The sequence below is a fragment of the Bacillus sp. NPDC060175 genome (genome assembly GCF_042728695.1).
Lineage (GTDB): Bacteria > Bacillota > Bacilli > Bacillales > Bacillaceae_G > Bacillus_A.
The window spans coordinates 9970-31760 of sequence record NZ_JBHWYR010000055.1; the positions used below are offsets into that span (position 1 = coordinate 9970).

At 38.0% G+C, this 21791-nt stretch carries 20 protein-coding genes and 1 other annotated feature; of the genes, 17 read left to right on the forward strand and 3 right to left on the reverse strand.

The features are described 5' to 3' along the window. From divIVA to pyrE, 15 genes are all read left to right on the forward strand, one after another. Positions 1-458: septum site-determining protein DivIVA (divIVA, locus tag ACFWDE_RS22470; protein WP_377894798.1), on the forward strand; the 458-nt coding region annotated here is incomplete at its 5' end. 51 nt (positions 459-509) lie between these two features. Continuing rightward, positions 510-734: a binding site (T-box leader), on the forward strand. A gap of 72 nt (positions 735-806) precedes the next feature. Further along, positions 807-3572, forward strand: coding sequence for an isoleucine--tRNA ligase (gene ileS2 / locus ACFWDE_RS22475; RefSeq protein WP_377894800.1), 2766 nt, complete (start codon positions 807-809; stop codon positions 3570-3572). A gap of 156 nt (positions 3573-3728) precedes the next feature. Further along, on the forward strand, positions 3729-4058 hold the full coding sequence (locus tag ACFWDE_RS22480; protein ID WP_002111422.1) for a TraR/DksA C4-type zinc finger protein: 330 nt from the start codon (positions 3729-3731) through the stop codon (positions 4056-4058). 124 nt (positions 4059-4182) lie between these two features. Next, entirely contained in the window at positions 4183-4641 is a 459-nt protein-coding gene (gene lspA, locus ACFWDE_RS22485; protein WP_002088246.1) for a lipoprotein signal peptidase LspA, read from the forward strand. 4 nt (positions 4642-4645) lie between these two features. Further along, positions 4646-5554: an RluA family pseudouridine synthase gene (locus ACFWDE_RS22490; RefSeq protein WP_377894803.1), complete on the forward strand. Its 909-nt coding sequence runs from the start codon at positions 4646-4648 to the stop codon at positions 5552-5554. A gap of 203 nt (positions 5555-5757) precedes the next feature. Beyond that, positions 5758-6300 (forward strand): bifunctional pyrimidine operon transcriptional regulator/uracil phosphoribosyltransferase, encoded by a 543-nt coding sequence (pyrR, locus tag ACFWDE_RS22495; protein ID WP_377894805.1) that lies wholly within the window; start codon positions 5758-5760, stop codon positions 6298-6300. Positions 6301-6446: 146 nt separating this feature from the next. Then, positions 6447-7730: a uracil permease gene (gene uraA / locus ACFWDE_RS22500; RefSeq protein ID WP_377894808.1), complete on the forward strand. Its 1284-nt coding sequence runs from the start codon at positions 6447-6449 to the stop codon at positions 7728-7730. 148 nt (positions 7731-7878) lie between these two features. Continuing rightward, positions 7879-8793, forward strand: coding sequence for an aspartate carbamoyltransferase (pyrB, locus tag ACFWDE_RS22505; RefSeq protein ID WP_377894811.1), 915 nt, complete (start codon positions 7879-7881; stop codon positions 8791-8793). Beyond that, positions 8777-10063 carry a dihydroorotase gene (gene pyrC, locus ACFWDE_RS22510; RefSeq protein ID WP_377894814.1) on the forward strand — a complete coding sequence of 429 codons (1287 nt, stop codon included), beginning with the start codon at positions 8777-8779 and terminating at the stop codon, positions 10061-10063. Before pyrB ends, pyrC begins: the two co-directional genes overlap by 17 nt. After that, a complete protein-coding gene (locus ACFWDE_RS22515) occupies positions 10060-11157 on the forward strand; it encodes a carbamoyl phosphate synthase small subunit (protein ID WP_377894816.1) in 1098 nt (365 codons plus the stop codon). The genes pyrC and ACFWDE_RS22515 overlap by 4 nt, the downstream gene beginning before the upstream one ends. After that, positions 11142-14360, forward strand: a complete 3219-nt coding sequence (carB, locus tag ACFWDE_RS22520) for a carbamoyl-phosphate synthase large subunit (protein WP_377894818.1) — start codon at positions 11142-11144, stop codon at positions 14358-14360. The genes ACFWDE_RS22515 and carB overlap by 16 nt, the downstream gene beginning before the upstream one ends. Next, on the forward strand, positions 14357-15136 hold the full coding sequence (gene pyrK, locus ACFWDE_RS22525) for a dihydroorotate oxidase B electron transfer subunit (protein ID WP_002088239.1): 780 nt from the start codon (positions 14357-14359) through the stop codon (positions 15134-15136). Before carB ends, pyrK begins: the two co-directional genes overlap by 4 nt. Beyond that, positions 15133-16044, forward strand: coding sequence for a dihydroorotate oxidase B catalytic subunit (gene pyrD / locus ACFWDE_RS22530; protein WP_002111413.1), 912 nt, complete (start codon positions 15133-15135; stop codon positions 16042-16044). Before pyrK ends, pyrD begins: the two co-directional genes overlap by 4 nt. A 2-nt stretch (positions 16045-16046) precedes the next feature. Then, positions 16047-16763 carry an orotidine-5'-phosphate decarboxylase gene (gene pyrF, locus ACFWDE_RS22535; RefSeq protein WP_002146054.1) on the forward strand — a complete coding sequence of 239 codons (717 nt, stop codon included), beginning with the start codon at positions 16047-16049 and terminating at the stop codon, positions 16761-16763. After that, complete coding sequence (gene pyrE, locus ACFWDE_RS22540) at positions 16760-17392, forward strand: orotate phosphoribosyltransferase (RefSeq protein WP_000711457.1); 633 nt, start codon at positions 16760-16762, stop codon at positions 17390-17392. The genes pyrF and pyrE overlap by 4 nt, the downstream gene beginning before the upstream one ends. A 115-nt stretch (positions 17393-17507) precedes the next feature. On the opposite strand, the gene ACFWDE_RS22545 is transcribed toward pyrE, so the two are convergent. Next, entirely contained in the window at positions 17508-17762 is a 255-nt protein-coding gene (locus tag ACFWDE_RS22545) for a YbeF family protein (RefSeq protein ID WP_002146056.1), read from the reverse strand. A 166-nt stretch (positions 17763-17928) separates the two neighbouring features. After that, positions 17929-19314, reverse strand: coding sequence for a hypothetical protein (locus ACFWDE_RS22550; protein WP_377894821.1), 1386 nt, complete (start codon positions 19312-19314; stop codon positions 17929-17931). Between the two features lie 329 nt (positions 19315-19643). Here ACFWDE_RS22550 and ACFWDE_RS22555 point away from each other — a divergent pair, with 329 nt between their 5' ends. Continuing rightward, positions 19644-19979 (forward strand): YoqO family protein, encoded by a 336-nt coding sequence (locus ACFWDE_RS22555; protein WP_377894823.1) that lies wholly within the window; start codon positions 19644-19646, stop codon positions 19977-19979. A gap of 16 nt (positions 19980-19995) precedes the next feature. Next, the gene (locus ACFWDE_RS22560; RefSeq protein ID WP_377894822.1) at positions 19996-20364 is read left to right on the forward strand and encodes a YoqO family protein; all 369 of its coding nucleotides are present in this window, start codon (positions 19996-19998) and stop codon (positions 20362-20364) included. A 43-nt stretch (positions 20365-20407) separates the two neighbouring features. On the opposite strand, the gene ACFWDE_RS22565 is transcribed toward ACFWDE_RS22560, so the two are convergent. Further along, positions 20408-21478 carry a M24 family metallopeptidase gene (locus ACFWDE_RS22565; RefSeq protein WP_016106014.1) on the reverse strand — a complete coding sequence of 357 codons (1071 nt, stop codon included), beginning with the start codon at positions 21476-21478 and terminating at the stop codon, positions 20408-20410. Positions 21479-21791: the final 313 nt, after the last annotated feature.

The window sequence follows — 21791 nt, forward strand, 5'->3', positions numbered from 1 at the left end:
TCCGTGGCTACGATGAAGATCAAGTAAATGAATTTCTTGATCAAATCATCAAAGATTATGAATTAGTCATTCGTGAGAAAAAAGCTTTAGAAGAAAAGGTTGCACAATTAGAAGGAAAGTTAGATCATTTTTCTAATATTGAAGATACGCTTAACAAATCTATCATTGTCGCACAAGAAGCTGCTGAAGAAGTGAAACGTAATGCACAAAAAGAAGCAAAATTAATTGTACGTGAAGCAGAAAAAAATGCAGATCGTATTATTAATGAAGCATTAGTGAAATCAAGAAAAGTTGCATTTGATATTGATGAGTTAAAGAAACAAGCGAAAGTATTCCGCACTCGTTTCCGTATGTTGTTAGAAACACAGCTTGAAATGTTAAGCAACGATGATTGGGACAAATTAATTGAGTTAGAAGACGAAGTGGACGAACTGTTGAAAAAAGAAGAAACAGTGTAAGCTTGACGTTTTTCTCATTATTACATATAATTTTAAACAGCATATTTATTAAGAAAAACGAAGATAGGGATAAGTACCTTTTTCATACCTTATATAGCGAACTGAGGATGGTGTAAGCTCAGGATAAGGAGATAATGGGAATATCACCCTGGAGTTCCGCGCTGAACAAATGGAGTAAGCGTAGGCGTATATTCGCGTTAAGAATATAAAGAGGATTTTATACATACGTATAGGATCTACTAGGGTGGTACCGCGGGAGACTTTCTCGTCCCTTTTTGGGGATGAGAGGTCTCTTTTTTATTCCCTTTTTTAAGGTCTGTCGTTTATATATTTAAGGAGGAATTGAGCATGGAGTACAAAAATACATTACTAATGCCAAAAACAGAATTCCCGATGCGTGGGAATTTACCGAAACGTGAGCCTGCAATGCAAGAAAAATGGGCTGAAATGAATATTTATGAAAAGGTACAAGAACATACAAAAGGTCGTCCTTTATTTGTACTACATGATGGACCTCCATATGCAAATGGTGACATCCATATGGGACACGCACTAAATAAAGTGTTAAAAGACTTTATTGTTCGTTTTAAATCAATGACAGGATACTGTGCACCATATGTGCCAGGTTGGGATACGCACGGTTTACCAATTGAACAAGCTTTAACGAATAAAGGTGTAAAGCGTAAAGAAATGACAGTTGCTGAATTCCGTAAGTTATGTGCAGAGTATGCATATGAACAAGTAGAACGTCAACGTGAACAATTTAAGCGTCTAGGTGTACGTGCAGATTGGGATAATCCATACATTACTTTAGAGCCTGCTTATGAAGCACAACAAATTAAAGTGTTTGGTGACATGGCGAAAAAAGGTTATATCTATAAAGGACAGAAACCAGTTTACTGGTCTCCAACGAGTGAATCAGCTTTAGCAGAAGCTGAAATTGAATACCAAGATAAAAAATCAGCATCTATTTACGTAGCATTCCCTGTAAAAGACGGAAAGAACGTATTAGAAGGTGATGAGAAATTCATTATTTGGACAACAACACCTTGGACGTTACCTGCTAACTTAGGTATTTCTGTTCATCCAGAACTTGAATATGCTATTGTGAACGTAAATGATGAGAAATATATTATTGCTTCTGAACTATTTGAGACAGTTGAAAAAACGTTAGAGTGGGAAAATGCTGAAGTTGTGAAAACAGTAAAAGGTAGCGAACTTGAGTATACAGTTGCAAAACACCCATTCTACGATCGTGATTCTTTAGTTATGCTAGGTGACCACGTTACAACAGATGCTGGTACAGGTTGTGTTCATACAGCGCCTGGACACGGGGAAGATGATTTCCTTGTTGGTAAGAAATATGGTTTAGAAGTTCTTTGTCCAGTTGATGACAAAGGTGTGTTAACAAATGAAGCACCTGGATTTGAAGGCATATTCTACGATAAAGCTAATAAACCAATTACGGAAAAATTAGAAGAAGTAGGTGCGTTACTAAAGTTAACATTTATTACGCATTCATACCCACATGATTGGAGAACGAAAAAACCAATTATTTTCCGTGCAACAGCACAGTGGTTTGCATCTATTGAAGCATTCCGTAAAGAATTATTACAAGCTGTTGAAGAAACGAAATGGGTGCCAGCATGGGGTGAGACTCGTCTTCATAATATGGTTCGTGACCGTGGCGATTGGTGTATTTCTCGTCAACGTGCATGGGGTGTACCAATTCCAGTATTTTATGCGGAAAATGGAGACCCAATTATTACAGATGAAACAATTAGCAATGTAGCAGATTTATTCCGTGAACACGGTTCTAACGTATGGTTCGAGCGTGAAGCGAAAGATCTATTACCAGAAGGATTTACACATCCAGGTAGCCCAAATGGTGAATTCCGTAAAGAAACAGACATTATGGATGTATGGTTTGATTCAGGTTCTTCTCACCAAGCGGTATTAGAAGAGCGTGATGATTTACAACGTCCAGCAGATTTATATTTAGAAGGATCTGACCAATATCGTGGTTGGTTTAACTCTTCATTATCAACAGCAGTTGCTGTAACAGGTAAAGCACCGTATAAAGGTGTTCTAAGCCACGGTTTCGTACTAGATGGTGACGGACGTAAAATGAGTAAGTCGATTGGAAACATCGTCGTACCGAAGAAAATTATGGATCAATTAGGCGGAGATATTTTACGCTTATGGGTTTCTTCTGTTGACTATCAATCTGATGTACGTATTTCAGATGATATTTTAAAACAAGTAGCAGAAGTATATCGTAAAATCCGTAATACATTCCGTTTCTTATTAGGAAACTTAGATGACTTTAATCCAGGTGAAAATAAAGTGGCGGCAGCTGATCTTCGTGAAGTGGACCGTTACATGTTAGTAAAATTAAATGACTTAATTACAAAAGTGAAAGAAGCATATGAAGCATATGACTTTGCAGCAGTATATCATGCAATCCATAACTTCTGTACAATTGATTTAAGTTCATTCTATTTAGACTTTGCGAAAGACATTTTATACATTGAAGGTGCAAATCACCAAGATCGCCGCGCAATTCAAACAGTATTATATGATGTTCTTGTTGCATTAACAAAACTTGTAACACCAATCTTACCTCATACAGCTGATGAAGTATGGCCTTATGTTCCTGGTGCAGAAGAAGAGAGCGTACAGTTAACTAATATGCCAGAAGTTGTAGAAATAGATGGTGCTGAAGCGTTAAAAACAAAATGGGATGCATTTATGACGTTACGTGATGACGTATTAAAAGCGTTAGAAGTCGCTCGTAATGAAAAAGTAATTGGTAAGTCATTAAATGCAAGTATTACACTATATCCAACTGTAGAAATGAAAGCTATGTTAGAGTCTATTAGTGAAGACTTAAAGCAACTATTTATCGTTTCTGAGTATAAACTTGGTGGTATGATAGAAGAAGCGCCAGCAGATGCGCCTAAGTATGAGCATACAGCGGTTGTTGTAGCTCAGGCAACGGGTGACACATGTGAACGTTGTTGGGTTGTTTCAGAAACAATCGGTAAAGATGCGGAACATGAAACATTATGTGAGCGTTGTGCAACGGTTGTTAAAGAAAACTATGTAAAATAATGAAAAAACTGACTGCTCATAATAGCAGTCAGTTTTTTGTTGATGATATATCGAAATAACTTTCACTCTCTTTCCTATGAAGGAAAAATGTGTGTGAGGTAAGCGTGGAAATTTCGGATACACTAATTGTACATTGCAGCTGGGAGGAATGTACACGTGAATGAAATTTATATGGAAATAAAAGAAGAATTGCAATTGATGAGAAAAGAGTTGCAAGATAGACTGGCGAAAGAAGTAATGCACACATACTATATGGAATTTGGGCAAGAACTTGGATACGAAATAAAGGAAGAGACAAAGAAAAAATTGCTATTACATGATATAAAAGAGGATTTAAAAGATGTAGAACGTGCATTGTTTAAAATGGAAATAGATATGTACGGTATTTGTGAAGAAACTGGAAGAGCGATTCCTACCAAACAAATGAAAACAATGCCGACTGCCCGTACTATTCATGAATTTTTCTATGAAAAGGTAAATGTATGAATACGCACAACGATATTATGTTACCTTTTTTAAATTTATTTTATTCTTCTATAAAGGTTCATTGTGAAAAGGTAGCAGCTATGCTAAAATTTTGAGGTACACTGTCTTTGTGGGGGAAATGAAAATGATATATTATGTAATAGCGTTATTTGTCATTGCCATCGATCAAATATCGAAGTGGCTAATTGTAAAGAACATGGAATTGGGTACGAGCATTCCGATTATCGATAATGTATTATACATAACATCACATCGAAATAGAGGAGCTGCCTGGGGTATTTTAGAAAATAAAATGTGGTTTTTCTACATTATTACAGTCATTTTCGTAGCATTTATCGTATTTTATATGAAAAAATATGCGAAAACGGACAAGCTTCTAGGTATTTCATTAGGTCTAATTTTAGGCGGAGCAATTGGCAATTTTATTGATCGTGTATTTAGACAAGAAGTAGTGGATTTCATTCACGTGTATATTTTCTCGTACAACTATCCAGTATTCAATATAGCTGACTCAGCATTATGTATTGGAGTTGTATTAATTATTATTCAAACAGTATTAGAAGGAAAGAAAACGAAGGAGTAATTGAATGAGTGAAGTAGTACAAGTAACAGTTGCAGAAGAACAAAAAAGCGAGCGAATTGATAAATTCGTTGCAGAAATAAACAGTGAATGGTCACGTTCACAAGTGCAGCAATGGATTAAAGATGCTGTTGTGACAGTAAATGGGAAATCAGTTAAAGGGAATTATAAAGTAAAAGGAAATGATGAAATTACAGTAACAATTCCCGAGCCAGAAGAGTTAGATATTCAACCGGAAGATATGAATTTAGAAGTTTATTATGAAGATGCCGATGTACTAGTTGTAAATAAGCCGCGTGGCATGGTAGTACATCCAGCACCAGGGCATACGAAGGGTACGCTTGTAAACGGACTTATGCATCATTGTACAGACCTATCAGGTATTAACGGTGTAATGCGTCCTGGTATAGTACACCGTATTGATAAGGATACATCTGGATTATTAATGGTTGCTAAAAATGATGTGGCGCACGAATCACTTGTAAATCAACTTGTAGCAAAAACGGTAACAAGACGCTACAAAGCGATTGTACATGGTGTAATTCCACATGATAAAGGAACAATTGATGCTCCAATTGGTCGTGATAAAAAAGAACGTCAAAGTATGACCGTTGATGAAAATGGTAAGAATGCTGTTACACATTTCCAAGTGTTAGAGCGATTTAAGGATTTCACACTTGTAGAATGTCGCTTAGAAACGGGACGTACACACCAAATTCGTGTTCATATGAAATATATTGGTTATCCACTTGCAGGGGATCCAAAGTATGGTCCGAAGAAAACATTAGATATGGATGGACAAGCACTTCATGCAGGGATTTTAGGTTTCGATCACCCTCGTACTGGTGAATATATTGAGTTTGAGGCACCGATTCCAGAAGTGTTTGAAGAAGCACTAAATATTTTACGGAAATAGTATTGACAAATCATAAGAAAACTGAGATACTGACAACAGTTAAATAATGATCCTTTAACACAGCCCCGTGAGGTTGAGAAGGTAACGGTTTGAAATACTTAGGGTATCTGTACCCTTTTTTCAAAAGTCCTCTCGCACACGCTGAGAGGACTTTTTTTATACCATTACTCTCACGCAAGAAAAAAAGCTTGGAGGTGTAGAGCATGCAAGAGAAAGCTGTCGTTTTAGATGACCAAATGATTCGCCGCGCTTTAACACGAATTAGTCATGAAATCGTGGAACGAAATAAAGGTGTCGATAATTGTGTTCTTGTCGGAATAAAAACACGTGGAATTTTTATTGCACAACGTTTGGCAGAACGAATTGGTCAAATTGAAGGAAAAGCGATGGAAGTAGGAGAGTTAGATATTACGTTATATCGTGATGATTTAACACTACAATCGAAACATAAAGAACCACTTGTAAAAGGTTCTGATATTCCTGTAGATATTACGAAGAAAAAAGTTATCCTTGTGGATGATGTGTTATATACAGGAAGAACAGTTCGAGCAGCAATGGATGCTCTTATGGATTTAGGTAGACCATCACAAATCCAATTGGCTGTTCTTGTTGATAGAGGTCATCGTGAATTACCAATTCGCGCTGATTATGTAGGAAAGAACATTCCAACATCTAGTGAAGAGCGTATCGAAGTTGATTTGCAAGAGACAGATCAACAAGATCGAGTAAGCATATACGATAAGTAAAGCCCTTTTAAATGTAGTCCTGTGAGGCTGCCAAAGGGTCTTGGCTTTCATATGTCAAATTTGGCATACGAAAGTGTAGGACTCTTTGTGCACAGGCACAAAGAGTTTTTTTATTGCAAAAATTAAAACTGAAGGAGGATGTAACAATGGAGCAAAAGCCAGTGTTAGACATTCATGAAGTACCGAAACCGGGAAAATGGTTATTATTAAGTATACAACATTTGTTCGCGATGTTTGGATCAACAGTGCTTGTTCCGTTTTTAACAGGACTGAATCCATCAGTAGCTTTAATATCAAGTGGATTAGGAACGCTAGCGTTTCTTCTAATAACGAAAGGTCAAGTACCGGCGTATTTAGGATCATCATTCGCCTTTATTGCACCAATTATTACAGCGAAAACAGCAGGTGGACCTGGAGCAGCGATGCTTGGAGGAATGTTTGCGGGACTTGTGTACATCTTAATCTCACTCGGAATTAAGAAATCTGGGTCAGAATGGATTATGAAATTACTTCCGCCAATCGTAGTTGGACCAGTCGTAATGGTAATCGGTTTAGCTTTAGCACATACAGCGGTGAACATGGCGATGAACGGTGCGGATGGTAAGTATAGCATTACACACTTTTCAGTAGCATTAGTAACATTAGCAATTACAATCATTTGCTCCATATTCGGAAGAGGGTTTTTCAGTATCATACCAGTTCTACTTGGAATCATCGGCGGGTATATATTCGCTTACTTCCAAGGGCTAGTAGATTTAAAGCCAGTAGCTGAGGCAAAATGGTTTGTCATACCAGACTTTACAGTACCGTTTGTAACATATACTCCGGAGTTTTCATGGAAAATTGTACTCTTAATGGTACCAGTTGCACTAGTAACAATTTCAGAACATATCGGACATCAAATTGTACTTGGAAATGTTATTAAAAGAGATTTAATTGAAAAACCAGGTTTACATCGTTCAATCTTCGGCGATGGGGTAGCAACATTGATCGCATCACTAATAGGTGGACCACCGAATACAACGTACGGTGAAAACATCGGTGTGCTAGCAATTACGAGAGCATACAGTGTATACTTATTCATCGGTTCAGCAGTGTTCGCAATCATGTTTGGATTTATCGGGAAGATTTCAGCACTGATCCACTCGATTCCAACACCAGTTATGGGTGGTGTATCAATCTTACTATTCGGTGTAATCGCATCAAGCGGTTTACGCATGATGGTAGACGATAAAACAGACTTAAGCGACAAACGAAACTTAATGATTGCATCAGTTATACTAGTAATCGGTATTGGCGGGGCGGTACTACACGTAGGTGAATCGTTCCAAGTAGAAGGAATGGCACTAGCAGCAATTGTAGGTGTACTGTTAAATCTACTACTACCAGAAACGAAACAAATAAAACGATCTAAGCAGATTGCTTCATAAAAACAACCTTTTAATTCAGTCCTGTGAGACAGAAAAGGGTGGCTACTTTAACGCACCCTAGTCTCAAAAGGCTAGGGTATTTTTATACGGTTGTTGTTATATAAATTCAGTGGTGTTATCATAAAAAACAGAAAGATGAGGGATGACGATGAGCCATTTGTTAACGATGAGTGAATTATCGGATCAAGAAATTTCAGAAATCCTAAAAGACGCAGAAGATTTCGCGAATGGAAAAGAGAGAAAAACAACAAAGCAAACTTTTGTTGCGAACTTGTTCTTTGAGAATAGTACGAGAACGAGATTTAGCTTCGAAGTTGCTGAGAAGAGATTAGGACTTGACGTGTTAAACTTTTCGGCAGATTCATCTAGCGTACAAAAAGGAGAAACTTTATACGACACGATAAGAACACTAGAATCAATCGGAACAAAAGCGGTAGTCATCCGCCATGAGCAAGATCGTTACTTCGATGAATTAAAGGATCAGGTGAATATCCCAATCTTGAACGCTGGAGATGGATGTGGAAATCATCCAACGCAATGTCTACTCGATCTTCTAACAATTAAACAAGAGTTTGGAAGATTTGAAGGTTTGAAGGTTGCAATAGTTGGGGATGTTCGTCATAGCCGAGTAGCACGTTCTAATGCAGAAGCATTAACGAAACTGGGCGCAACAGTTTACTTTGCAAGCCCGGAAGACTGGAAAGATGAAGAGAACACATTTGGAACGTACAAGAGTTTAGATGAACTTGTTCCAGAAGTGGATGTGATGATGTTACTTCGTGTACAACATGAGCGTCATGACCATTATGAAACAGACATTATGAAAGAGTATCACGAGCAACATGGGTTAACAGTTGAAAGAGAAAAACGTATGAAAGAAGGAAGCATTATTATGCATCCAGCTCCTTTCAACCGTGATGTGGAAATTGCAAGTGAACTTGTTGAGTGTGAGCGTTCACGCATATTTAAACAAATGGAAAATGGAGTTTACGTAAGAATGGCTGTACTAAAACGCGCCTTACCAAATGTATTAGGAGGAATGAAACATGAATTATTTGTTTAAAAATGGTCGTTATATGAATGAAGAAGGAAAAATCGTGGCAACAGATCTTCTCGTACAAGACGGTAAAATTGCGAAGGTAGCAGAAAATATTACGGCAGATAATGCTGAAGTAATCGATGTAAATGGAAAGTTAATCGCACCTGGATTAGTAGATGTACACGTTCATCTTCGTGAACCAGGTGGTGAACATAAAGAAACAATTGAAACAGGAACACTTGCAGCAGCAAAAGGTGGATTTACTACAATTTGCGCAATGCCAAACACACGCCCAGTACCAGATTGTAAAGAACATATGGAAGAACTGCAAAAGCGTATTAAAGAAAAAGCACATGTAAATGTATTACCATATGGAGCAATTACAGTACGTCAAGCAGGTTCTGAAATGACTGATTTTGAAAAGTTAAAAGAACTTGGGGCATTCGCTTTCACTGATGATGGAGTAGGCGTGCAAGATGCAAGCATGATGTTAGCTGCAATGAAGCGTGCATCGAAATTAAATATGGCAGTTGTTGCACACTGTGAAGAGAACACACTTATTAATAAAGGATGTGTACATGAAGGGAAGTTTTCTGAGAAACACGGATTAAACGGTATCCCATCAGTATGTGAATCCGTACATATTGCCCGGGACATCTTACTTGCGGAAGCTGCAAATTGTCACTACCACGTATGTCACGTAAGTACAAAAGGATCTGTACGTGTAATCCGTGACGCGAAACGTGCTGGAATTAAGGTGACAGCAGAAGTAACACCGCATCACTTAGTATTATGTGAAGATGATATCCCATCGGCTGATCCTAACTTTAAAATGAATCCACCGCTTCGAGGAAAAGAAGATCATGCAGCGTTAATTGAAGGACTATTAGATGGAACAATTGATATGATTGCAACTGACCATGCACCGCATACTGCAGAAGAGAAAGCGCAAGGGATTGAAAGAGCACCGTTCGGAATTACTGGTTTTGAAACAGCATTCCCACTTTTATATACGAACCTTGTGAAAAAAGGAATCATTACATTAGAGCAACTAATTCAATTCTTAACAGAAAAACCGGCGGACACATTCGGTTTAGAAGCAGGGCGCCTAACAGAAGGTAGAACAGCTGATATTACAATTATCGATTTAGAACAAGAAGAAAAAATTGATCCAACAACATTCTTATCAAAAGGAAAAAATACACCATTCGCAGGTTGGAAATGCCAAGGTTGGCCGGTTATGACAATCGTTGGTGGTAAGATCGCATGGCAAAAGGAGAGTGCATTAGTATGAAAAGACAACTTATCTTAGAAGATGGAACAGTATTAATTGGAAAAGGTTTCGGAGGAGAAATCGAAAAGTCAGGTGAGGTTGTATTTACAACTGGGATGACTGGATATCAAGAAACTTTATCTGATCCCTCATACTGCGGTCAAATCGTAACATTTACGTATCCATTAATCGGAAACTACGGCATTAACCGTGATGATTTTGAATCAATTCACCCATCTGTAAATGGTTTAATCGTAAACGAAATTTGTGATCACCCATCAAACTTTCGTAATGAAATTTCGTTAAATGATTACTTGAAAGAAAGAAATATCCCAGGATTAGCAGGAATTGATACGAGAAAATTAACAAGAAAAATTCGTGAATATGGAACTTTACGCGGACGTCTTTGTAATATGGATGTGGATGTAGAGGACATCGTTAGCCAATTGAAAGCAACTGTCTTTACAGATCATGTGAAACGCGTATCAACAAAAGATCCATACCCAAGTCCAGGCCGTGGTCATCGCGTTGTACTTGTAGACTTCGGAATGAAACATGGTATTTTACGAGAATTAAATAAGCGTGACTGTGATGTAATTGTTGTACCTTACAATACAACAGCAGAAGAAATTTTACGCCTTAGCCCAGATGGAATTATGTTAAGTAATGGACCTGGGGACCCAAAAGATGTACCAGAAGCAATTGAAATGTTAAAAGACATTATTGGTAAAGTTCCTTTATTCGGGATTTGCCTAGGACATCAATTGTTCGCGCTAGCATCTGGTGCAAATACAAGTAAGTTAAAATTCGGTCACCGTGGTTTAAATCATCCAGTAAAAAATATTGCAACTGGAAAAGTAGCAATCACTTCTCAAAACCATGGTTACGCAGTAGAAGAAGAGTCAGTTGAAAATATAGATCTTGAAATTACGCATGTTGCTTTAAACGACGGAACAGTAGAAGGCCTTCGTCATACGAAGTTCCCAGCATTTACAGTACAATACCATCCAGAAGCTTCTGCAGGACCAGAAGATGCAAATGATTTATTCGAAGATTTCTTAGCAATGATTGAAAACTTCAAGAAAGAAGGGGAAGAGTTATGCCAAAACGCCTAGACATTAATACAATTTTAGTAATCGGATCAGGACCAATTGTAATTGGGCAAGCAGCAGAGTTTGATTATTCTGGAACACAAGCTTGTCAATCTCTTAGAGAAGAAGGTTACAAAGTAATCCTTGTTAACTCTAACCCAGCAACAATTATGACAGATACTGCAACAGCAGATAAAGTATATATAGAACCATTAACATTAGAATTCGTAAGCCGTATCATTCGTAAAGAACGTCCAGATGCACTCCTACCAACATTAGGTGGTCAAACAGGCCTAAACATGGCGGTTGAACTTGCGAAATCAGGCATACTTGAAGAGTGCGGAGTTGAAATTTTAGGAACAAAATTATCAGCAATCGAGCAAGCCGAGGATCGTGATTTATTCCGTACATTAATGCAGGAATTAAATGAACCAATTCCATCTAGCACGATTATTCATACGCTGGAAGAAGCACATGAATTTGTAAAAGAAATTGGTTATCCAGTTATTGTTCGCCCAGCATTTACAATGGGGGGAACAGGTGGCGGAATCTGTAATAATGAAGAAGAACTAATTGAAATCGTATCAGGTGGATTAAAACATAGTCCAGTAACACAATGTCTATTAGAAAAGAGTATTGCTGGTTGTAAGGAAATTGAATATGAAGTAATGCGCGATTCGAATGATAACGCGATTGTAGTATGTAACATGGAAAATATCGATCCGGTTGGGGTTCACACAGGTGATTCTATCGTTGTAGCACCGAGCCAAACATTAAGTGACCGTGAGTATCAAATGTTACGAAACACTTCATTAAGAATTATTCGTGCATTAGGAATTGAAGGTGGATGTAACGTTCAGCTTGCACTTGATCCACATAGCTTCCAATACTATGTAATCGAAGTAAACCCGCGTGTGAGTCGTTCGTCTGCACTAGCATCTAAAGCAACTGGATATCCAATTGCGAAGCTAGCGGCGAAAATTGCAGTCGGTTTAACATTAGATGAAATTGTAAACCCAGTAACACAAAAAACATACGCTTGCTTCGAGCCAGCATTAGACTATGTTGTTTCAAAAATTCCACGTTGGCCATTTGATAAGTTTGAATCAGCAAACAGAACACTTGGTACACAAATGAAGGCAACTGGTGAAGTTATGTCAATCGGACGTAACTTAGAACAATCATTATTAAAAGCGATCCGTTCTTTAGAGCTTGGCGTTTATCACCTAGAGTTAGACCACTTAAAAGAGCTTGATAAAGAAACGATGAAAAAGCGTATTATAAAAGCTGATGACGAGCGTCTGTTCGTTGTAGCAGAAGCAATCCGTCAAGGTGTAACGAAAGAAGAAATCAACGAATGGTGTGAAATGGACTTCTTCTTCTTACAAAAAGTTGAAAACATCGTAAACATGGAACGCGAAGTAAAAGCGAATGTAGGAAATATGGAAGTGTTACAATCTGCGAAAGAAATGGGCTTCAGTGACCATTACATCGCCAATGCTTGGAACAAAACAGAGCGTGAAATTTACGCTATGCGTAAAGAAAGCAATATGACTCCTGTTTATAAGATGGTAGATACTTGTGCGGCAGAGTTTGAATCTGCAACACCATACTACTACAGCACATATGGTGACGAGAATGAATCGATTGTAACAGATCGTAAGAGTGTAGTTGTGCTAGGATCTGGTCCAATCCGTATTGGTCAAGGTGTTGAGTTTGATTATGCAACAGTTCACTCTGTATGGGCAATAAAAGAAGCTGGATATGAGGCAATCATTGTTAATAACAACCCAGAAACAGTTTCAACAGACTTCAGTATTTCTGACAAATTATACTTTGAACCATTAACAATCGAAGATGTAATGCACATTATCGATTTAGAAAAGCCAGAAGGTGTTATCGTCCAATTCGGTGGACAAACGGCAATTAACTTAGCAGCTAAATTAGAAGCACACGGTGTGAAAATCTTAGGAACATCACTTGAAGATTTAGACCGTGCAGAAGATCGTGATAAGTTTGAAGCAGCTTTAACAAAGCTTGGTATCCCGCAACCAGTTGGTAAAACAGCAACGACTGTAGAGCAAGCAGTAGCGATCGCTGACAAAATTGGTTACCCAGTATTAGTAAGACCATCTTACGTACTAGGTGGACGTGCGATGGAAATCGTATATCGTCAAGAAGAATTACTGCACTACATGAAAAATGCGGTTAAAGTTCACGCAGATCACCCAGTATTAATCGACCGTTATATGGTTGGTAAAGAAATTGAAGTAGATGCAATTTCAGACGGTGAGAATGTATTCATTCCAGGTATTATGGAACATATCGAACGCGCTGGAGTTCACTCTGGGGATTCAATTGGAGTATATCCACCACAGAGCTTATCTGAAAAACTAAAAGAACAAATTATTGAACATACAATTGCGCTTGGAAAAGGTTTAAACATTGTTGGATTACTAAACATTCAGTTTGTAGTATTCAAAGATGAAGTGTATGTAATTGAAGTAAATCCACGTGCGAGCCGTACAGTACCATTCTTAAGTAAAATTACAGGCGTACCGATGGCAAATATCGCAACGAAAGTTATTTTAGGTCAAAACCTTGTAGAACAAGGATATGGAACTGGCTATCACCCAGAAGAGAAGGAAGTGTATGTAAAAGCACCGGTATTCTCATTTGCGAAACTACGCTCAGTTGATACAACATTAGGGCCTGAAATGAAATCAACAGGGGAAGTAATGGGTAAAGATTTAACGCTTGAAAAAGCATTATATAAAGGACTTGTTGCTTCAGGAATTAACATTCCAACGCACGGATCAGTAATCATCACTGTAGCGGATAAAGATAAAGAAGAAGCGCTGGAAATTGCAAAACGCTTCCATGAAATCGGCTATAACTTATTAGCAACAGCAGGAACAGCACAATCGCTAACAGAACAAAACATTCCGGTGCAAGTTGTAAACAAAATTGATTCTGAAGACTACAACTTACTTGATATTATCCGTCAAGGGAAAGCGCAGTTTGTAATCAATACATTAACAAAAGGAAAACAACCAGCGCGTGATGGTTTCCGCATTCGCCGTGAATCAGTAGAAAATGGTGTGGCTTGCTTAACATCACTTGATACAACGAGAGCAATCTTGAGAGTATTAGAATCTATGACATTCTCAGCTCATTCAATGAAAGAAATTACGCAAACGAAGCGTCACGAGGTGGTACATGCATGATGCAAAAGCAAAATATGATCGTCGTTAACCAAAAAGAAATCGCAAAAAACATTTACGAATTAGTGCTTCAAGGGGATTTAGTGCAGCAAATGAACGATCCAGGGCAGTTTGTACACATTAAGGTAGCAGAGGGCATTACGCCCCTTCTGCGCCGCCCAATTAGTATTTGTAATGTCGATCAAGACAAGAACGAATTTACAATGCTATATCGTGCGGAAGGACAAGGGACAAAAACATTAGCGAAAAGAAAACAAGGTGAACTTGTAGATGTGTTAGGACCACTTGGGCATGGATTTCCTGTAGAAGAAGCGGAATCTGGACAAACGGCTCTATTAGTTGGTGGCGGAATTGGTGTACCACCACTATATGAATTGTCACAGCGTCTTGTAGCAAAAGGAGTACGCGTTATTCACATCTTAGGTTTCCAAACGAAAGATGTTGTCTTCTATGAAGAGAAATTCGCAGAACTTGGTGATACGTATGTTGCAACAGTTGATGGTACACATGGTACAAAAGGGTTTGTAACAGATGTAATTGATAGCTATGGAATTGACTTTGACATTCTCTACTCATGTGGACCTTTAGCGATGCTTCGTGCATTAGAAGGACGCTATAAGGAGAGAAAAGCCTACATTTCATTAGAAGAACGTATGGGCTGTGGCATCGGAGCATGTTTCGCGTGTGTATGCCATTTACAAGCAGATCCGAGTGGACATTCTTACAAGAAGGTGTGTAGCGACGGACCAGTATTTCCAATCGGGGAGGTTGTACTATGAACAGATTGCAAGTTGAATTACCAGGGTTATCATTAAAAAATCCAATCATCCCAGCATCTGGTTGCTTCGGATTTGGTCGTGAGTATGCACAGTTCTATGATTTAAGTGTACTTGGATCAATTATGATTAAAGCGACAACAGAACAACCTCGTTATGGAAACCCAACGCCTCGTGTTGCTGAAACACCAGGCGGAATGCTAAATGCAATCGGGCTTCAAAACCCTGGATTAGAAAAGGTAATGAATTCTGAATTACCTTTTCTCGAGCAATTTGATCTTCCGATTATTGCAAACGTTGCGGGTTCACAAGCTGAGGATTACGTAGCGGTTGCGAAGGCAATTTCAAAGGCACCTAATGTTCATGCGCTAGAATTAAATATTTCTTGTCCAAACGTAAAAACGGGTGGTATCGCTTTTGGTACAAATCCTGAAATTGCTGCTGATTTAACGAAGCGAGTAAAAGAGGTTTCTGAAGTACCGGTATATGTGAAATTGTCACCGAACGTGGCAAACATTGTGGAAATTGCAAAAGCAATTGAAAATGCGGGTGCGGACGGTTTAACGATGATTAATACATTGCTTGGTATGCGTCTAGATTTAAAAACTGCAAAACCAATTTTAGCAAACCGTACGGGCGGACTATCAGGGCCTGCGATTAAGCCAGTAGCAATTCGTATGGTACATGAAGTAAGTCAAGCGGTTAACATTCCGATTATCGGAATGGGTGGTATTGAAACAGCGGAAGATGTAATTGAATTCTTCTATGCTGGCGCAAGCGCGGTTGCAGTTGGAACGGCGAACTTTATTGATCCGTTCGTATGTCCGACAATTATTGAAGAATTACCAGCATTACTAGATGAATTAGGATTTGATCACATTTCGGAATGTCAAGGAAGGAGCTGGAAGTAAGTATGTCACAGTCGCTAATTGTTGCACTAGATTTTCCTGGGAAACAAGAGGTAGAACAATTCTTATATCATTTTGAAGGGGAAGAGTTATTTGTCAAAGTGGGTATGGAGTTATTTTACAAAGAGGGTCCTGCAATTATTACGTACTTAAAAGAAAAAGGACATAAGATTTTTCTAGATTTAAAACTTCATGATATTCCGAATACGGTAAAGAGCGCTATGCGTAGCCTAGCTAGTCTAGATGTAGATATGGTAAATGTTCATGCTGCTGGGGGAAGTAGTATGATGAAAGCTGCGATTGAGGGATTAGAGGAAGGTAAGCAAGAAGGAAAAGAGAGACCGATTTGTATTGCAGTTACACAACTAACAAGCACTTCGGAAGCTATGATGAAAAAAGAGATTGGTATTGAGAAAACGTTAGAAGAAGCGGTTGCTCATTATGCAAAATTAACGAAAGAAAGTGGACTTGATGGCGTTGTTTGTTCAACACTTGAAGTACCAAAATTACGTGAAGTATGCGGAAATGAATTTGTAACAGTAACACCGGGGATTCGTCTTGCAAGTGATGATGTGAATGACCAAGTGCGCGTTGCAACACCGAAACGTGCGAGGGAACTTGGTTCAAGCTACATCGTAGTTGGACGTAGTATTACAAAAGCAGAAAATCCGCTTGAAGCGTATAAAATAGTAAAACAACAGTGGGAAGGTGTAACAGTATGAAAAAAGAAATCGCATCGCATTTATTAGAAATTGGAGCAGTATTTTTACAACCGAATGATCCATTCACTTGGTCTTCTGGTATGAAATCACCAATTTATTGTGATAATCGTTTAACTTTATCTTATCCAAAAGTACGCCAAGCGATTGCAGCTGGATTAGAAGAGTTAATTAAAGAGCACTTCCCAACTGTAGAAGTTATTGCAGGAACAGCAACTGCTGGTATTGCGCACGCTGCATGGGTAAGTGATCGTATGGATTTACCAATGTGCTACGTACGTAGCAAGGCAAAAGGTCACGGTAAAGGGAACCAAATCGAAGGAAAAGCTGAAAAAGGTCAAAAAGTAGTAGTAGTAGAAGATTTAATTTCAACTGGCGGTAGTGCAATTACATGTGTAGAAGCACTTCGCGAAGCTGGCTGTGAAGTATTAGGAATCGTATCAATCTTCACGTACGAGCTTGAGTCAGGAAAAGAGAAACTAGAAGCAGCAAACGTAGCATCATATTCTTTAAGTGATTACAGTGCATTAACTGAAGTTGCAGCAGAAAAAGGTATGATCGGACAAGCTGAAACGAAAAAATTACAAGAGTGGCGTAAAAATCCAGCTAATGAGGCTTGGATCACAGCGTAACATGAAAAAAGACGACTGCGGGGGAACGCGGTCGTCTTTTTATATCATTGCTAAAATTTTATGTAAAGTTCCATCGATATCAAAGAAAATCATATTACAATCTCCTCACTAATAACTACTTATTGTTTTCTGCTACTTCATATCCTCTCACAAACAATAGAGTCATATAAGAAATAATAAATGAGAAGATACTATACATACCGACCCAAAAGAAAAACTTTGGAGGGAAGGCGATAGCACCTACTATTAAAAAACTAGCAAACGTTACAATTGGCATTACATAGTACGTTCTCGTTCTACGTGTTCCAATAACAGAAACGATAAAGATAAGTAATGGACAAAGAAATAAGACGAAAATCAATTCATTCATAGTTATGTCCCCTTTTCTAATTGAAGTAATCTGTTTCTCGTAAATGTTTTGAAATAAATACTCTCCTAATATAACTTCGCTAACATATACATAATCCCTTTTGAAAGTCAGTAATAAATGATTGATTTCACAATAAAAAACGTAAGCAAGAGAATACTCGCCTACGCTATAGAATAAACATCGCAACGATCGTGGTGACGATTAAGCCAATCACAACTGGTAAAAAGTTTCGGCGTGCAAGTTCAAACGGATCTACTTTGCATATGGCAGCGGCAGGAATAAGCGCCCAAGGAATTAAAGTGCCACCGCCGGTCCAGATTGCTGCAATTTGCCCGAGTGCTGTTAATGTAGCTGTTCCATGCCCAAGTGCTGTTCCGAAAAGATTGGCAATCGAACCAGCAAGTGATATACCGGAAAAGCCAGATCCATCTAAGCCTGTTATGACACCAACGATAGTTAATGTTCCTGCCGATACATATTGGTTTAAAGGAACAGTTTGAGATAAGGCGATTCCTAAGTCGTTAATGATTCCATGTGAACCTTTCGGTAAATAGTCCCCGATAATTTTCACAAAGCCGCTATCTCCTAAATAAAAGAGTGCAGCAATTGGAATAACTGGACCGAAAATTTTAAATCCAAATTGGAGTCCTTCTATAAAATAATCGGTCGTTTTATTTAGTCCATTTCCTTTGTAGGCGATGAGAGAAATGATGATAATCATAATAACAGTCGTCCCGCCGATAAGTGCTGTTGCGTCGCTTCCTTGTAGTTTAAACTGAATCATGCAAAGGATATCAATGATATATACGATAGGGATACATATGGCAAGCCATTTCTTTGCCCGAGGAGATAATGGGATGAGGGTTTTAGAAGGCTCGGTTGATGGGGGAGATTCTTGTATAGATAAGCCTGTATGAAATTCTTTTCGTAAGAAGAAAAATGCGACGGAAGTTGTCACAATACCCATAACGATAACGAGCGGAACACTGGCAGAAACAACACTGGAAACAGGAAGACCAGCAGCATCCGCTGTTAACTTCGGTGCACCTTGAATAACGAAGTCACCAGATAAGGCGATGCCGTGTCCGAATAAGTTCATAGCGATTGCGACTCCAATTGGCGGAAGGCCGACGCGTACAGCGACTGGTAATAAAATGGCCCCCATTAAGGCGACAGCTGGAGAAGGCCAAAAGAAAAAGGAAATTGTCATCATTAAAAGACCGATAATCCAGTAGGCATGTGCAGGTGTACGAATCATTTTTGTAAATGGTGAAATCATCGTATCATTTATGCCGGTATGAACGAGTAGATTGCTCATTGATACGATAATGGAGATGATTAATATAGTTGGTAATAGTTCGGTAATGGCGTAAATGAAACTTTGAAAGATACCACTAATGGCAAGAGGGATAGAACCTGTTGCGGTTAATGCCAATAAAAAGATAAAAACGATACAAATAATCGTCGTATCTTTTCTAAAAATAAAGAAGGTAATAATGGTTAGTAAACAAAGGATATAGAGAGCATGTAAAAGCGTTAATTCAACTCCCATAACATTCACATCCTTTAGGCATTCGTGTAGTTCATTGTATGAAAGCAGTGAAAGTATGTGAGTATAGGAAAAAAATTTCATGTACTGTAATGGTAAGAATATAAAATGGATGTTACAATACAATTAATCCTAAAAATGGAATTTAAGGAGGGGTTATGCGCAAAAAAATTGGTTTTTGGGGATCCATCCCGCATTAACGGCAGTAAGACTCCCACCTCAAAATTTGCGAATGCGGGGGAGTTAGGCGGGAGATCAACTGCCCATAAAAGCCCGATTGGTTCAACTAATAATCAGTGGGGATGGCCCCCCACTGATTAAAGTTTCACTTTATCATATCTTGTATTCTAGTAATCATTTTAAATTTATTTACAAACAATGAATGGATAAATATCATACCTGTTTTCGGGTTTGTTTTTATACTGTTATACCGTTGGGATGATATAAAACAACATAATAAGAAAAGTATTGGAATTATGATAGGTATCATTGTTGTTTGTTCATTTGTGGCAGTGATTATTTTAGTAGAGGGTCAGAAGCAAATGGAGAAAATGCCTATTTTTCAACAGTGGTTGTCTTCTGCGAAAGGTCTTTACCTTGTAATTGTAGTCGTTATTTTTCTAAGAGTCATGATAAGAATAGGGAGTTACATATTAAAGAGAGGATAGAATGGAGGTAGTACGAATGAGAGAAAAAATAGGGTATTATGGTGTGCTCGGTTGTTTACTATTATCTATCATTTCAGGACAATTTCTTAAAAGTGAATGGGTACCAGTAATATTATGTATAGGAGTATTGATTTTTGCTCCTATGTATCGCTGGAATGAATGGAAAGCATATAGCCGAAAAAAGAAAATTGTTTTCAGTATCGAGTTTGTTATTATAATTAGCACGATTCCGTTTTTGTTATTGAAAGGAAATGAGATAATAGATGGAATTGTAATGTTTCAAGGGTGGTTATTTATCGCGAAATTGCTATATTTAATATGCATTCTAATAGCGATAGTAGTGATTGCTAAAAAAGTGAATAAAATAATATTTGCTAATGAATAGAAGAAAGTGCCACCGAATAAGGTCGCACTTTCTTACTTTAATTTTAACAGGGAATGACAATTAGTTCCCGATTTGCCTTTGTAATAACCTCATAGCCTTCTTTTGTAATGACGATATCGTCTTCAATTCTACAACCGCCCCAGTTCGGTATGTAAATACCCGGCTCAACTGTAACAACCATACCTTCTTGTAAAGTTGCCTTACTTTCTTGGGATAGGCGAAGCGGTTCATGTATTTCTAACCCGAGACCGTGCCCGGTAGAGTGGCCAAAGTATTGACCGTATCCATGTTCTGTAATGTAATCTCTCGTTATATCATCGATACTTTTCGCAGTTTCTCCAGGTTTAATTGCTTCAGTTCCACGCTTCAATGCTTCTAATACAACATTATATATTTTTTTGAATTCTTCTGATGGTTCGCCGATTGCTACAGTACGTGTTATATCGGAACAATAGCCGTTGTAAAGTGCACCGAAATCTAATGTAATCATATCGCCTCGTTCAATGATTTTATTTGATGCAACGCCATGAGGAAGAGAAGAACGAACACCAGAAGCTACAATGATTTGAAACGATGAGGACGTAGCTCCTTTTTTTCGCATGAAAAATTCTAATTCATCTCGGACTTCAGTTTCGCTTATTCCCGGTTTTAGAAAGCTGAGAATGTGTTGGAAAGCTTCGTCAGCAATAGTAGCGGCAATTTTCATTGTTTCTATTTCGGGTGTGTCTTTAATAATACGAATATCTTCGATGATTTCACACACCTGAACCATTTCTGCCTTCATATATTTTTGTAAGTTCTTATATTGTTGCAATGTCATGTTATTTTCTTCAATTCCAAGTTTTTGAATGTTTAATTTGGATACTTGATTTGCAACTTCTTTTTCTAAATTTCCTTTATGCATAATGATTTCTGCGTCTTTTATTTGTGATTTCGCTTGATCTACATAGCGGAAATCAGTTATAAAAACAGCGTTATCCGCAGAGATTAAGACGACGCCAGCGCTACCTGTAAAGCCTGTTGCATATTGGCGATTTTCTTTTTTTGTAATAAGTAATCCGTCAATTTCATAGTTTTTTAGTTGATTTTGGATTTTATTAATTCTTAAAGTCATGTTAATTCCCCCTTTTCACAGTATTGAATAAAGCAAATAGCGTGCCAAAAAATATCTTTAGAGAAAAAGATAGTGGGAATTACATATGTTTTAGAGAAGATAAGAAATTTAGCCCATTATTTGTGGGCGGTGGGCTGCTCGTGAAAAACAGATTACTTCAATTAACAGTGGGAGAATGAAAAAAACATCAACTCAAGATTCACTTTCTTTACACACTGTAAAAAAATTTATACAAATAAGAAATAGCACTGTCAAATTTTTTGAAAATATCGAAGTGAGGAAAGGAAAGGATAAGTGATGTTTAGAGTATATA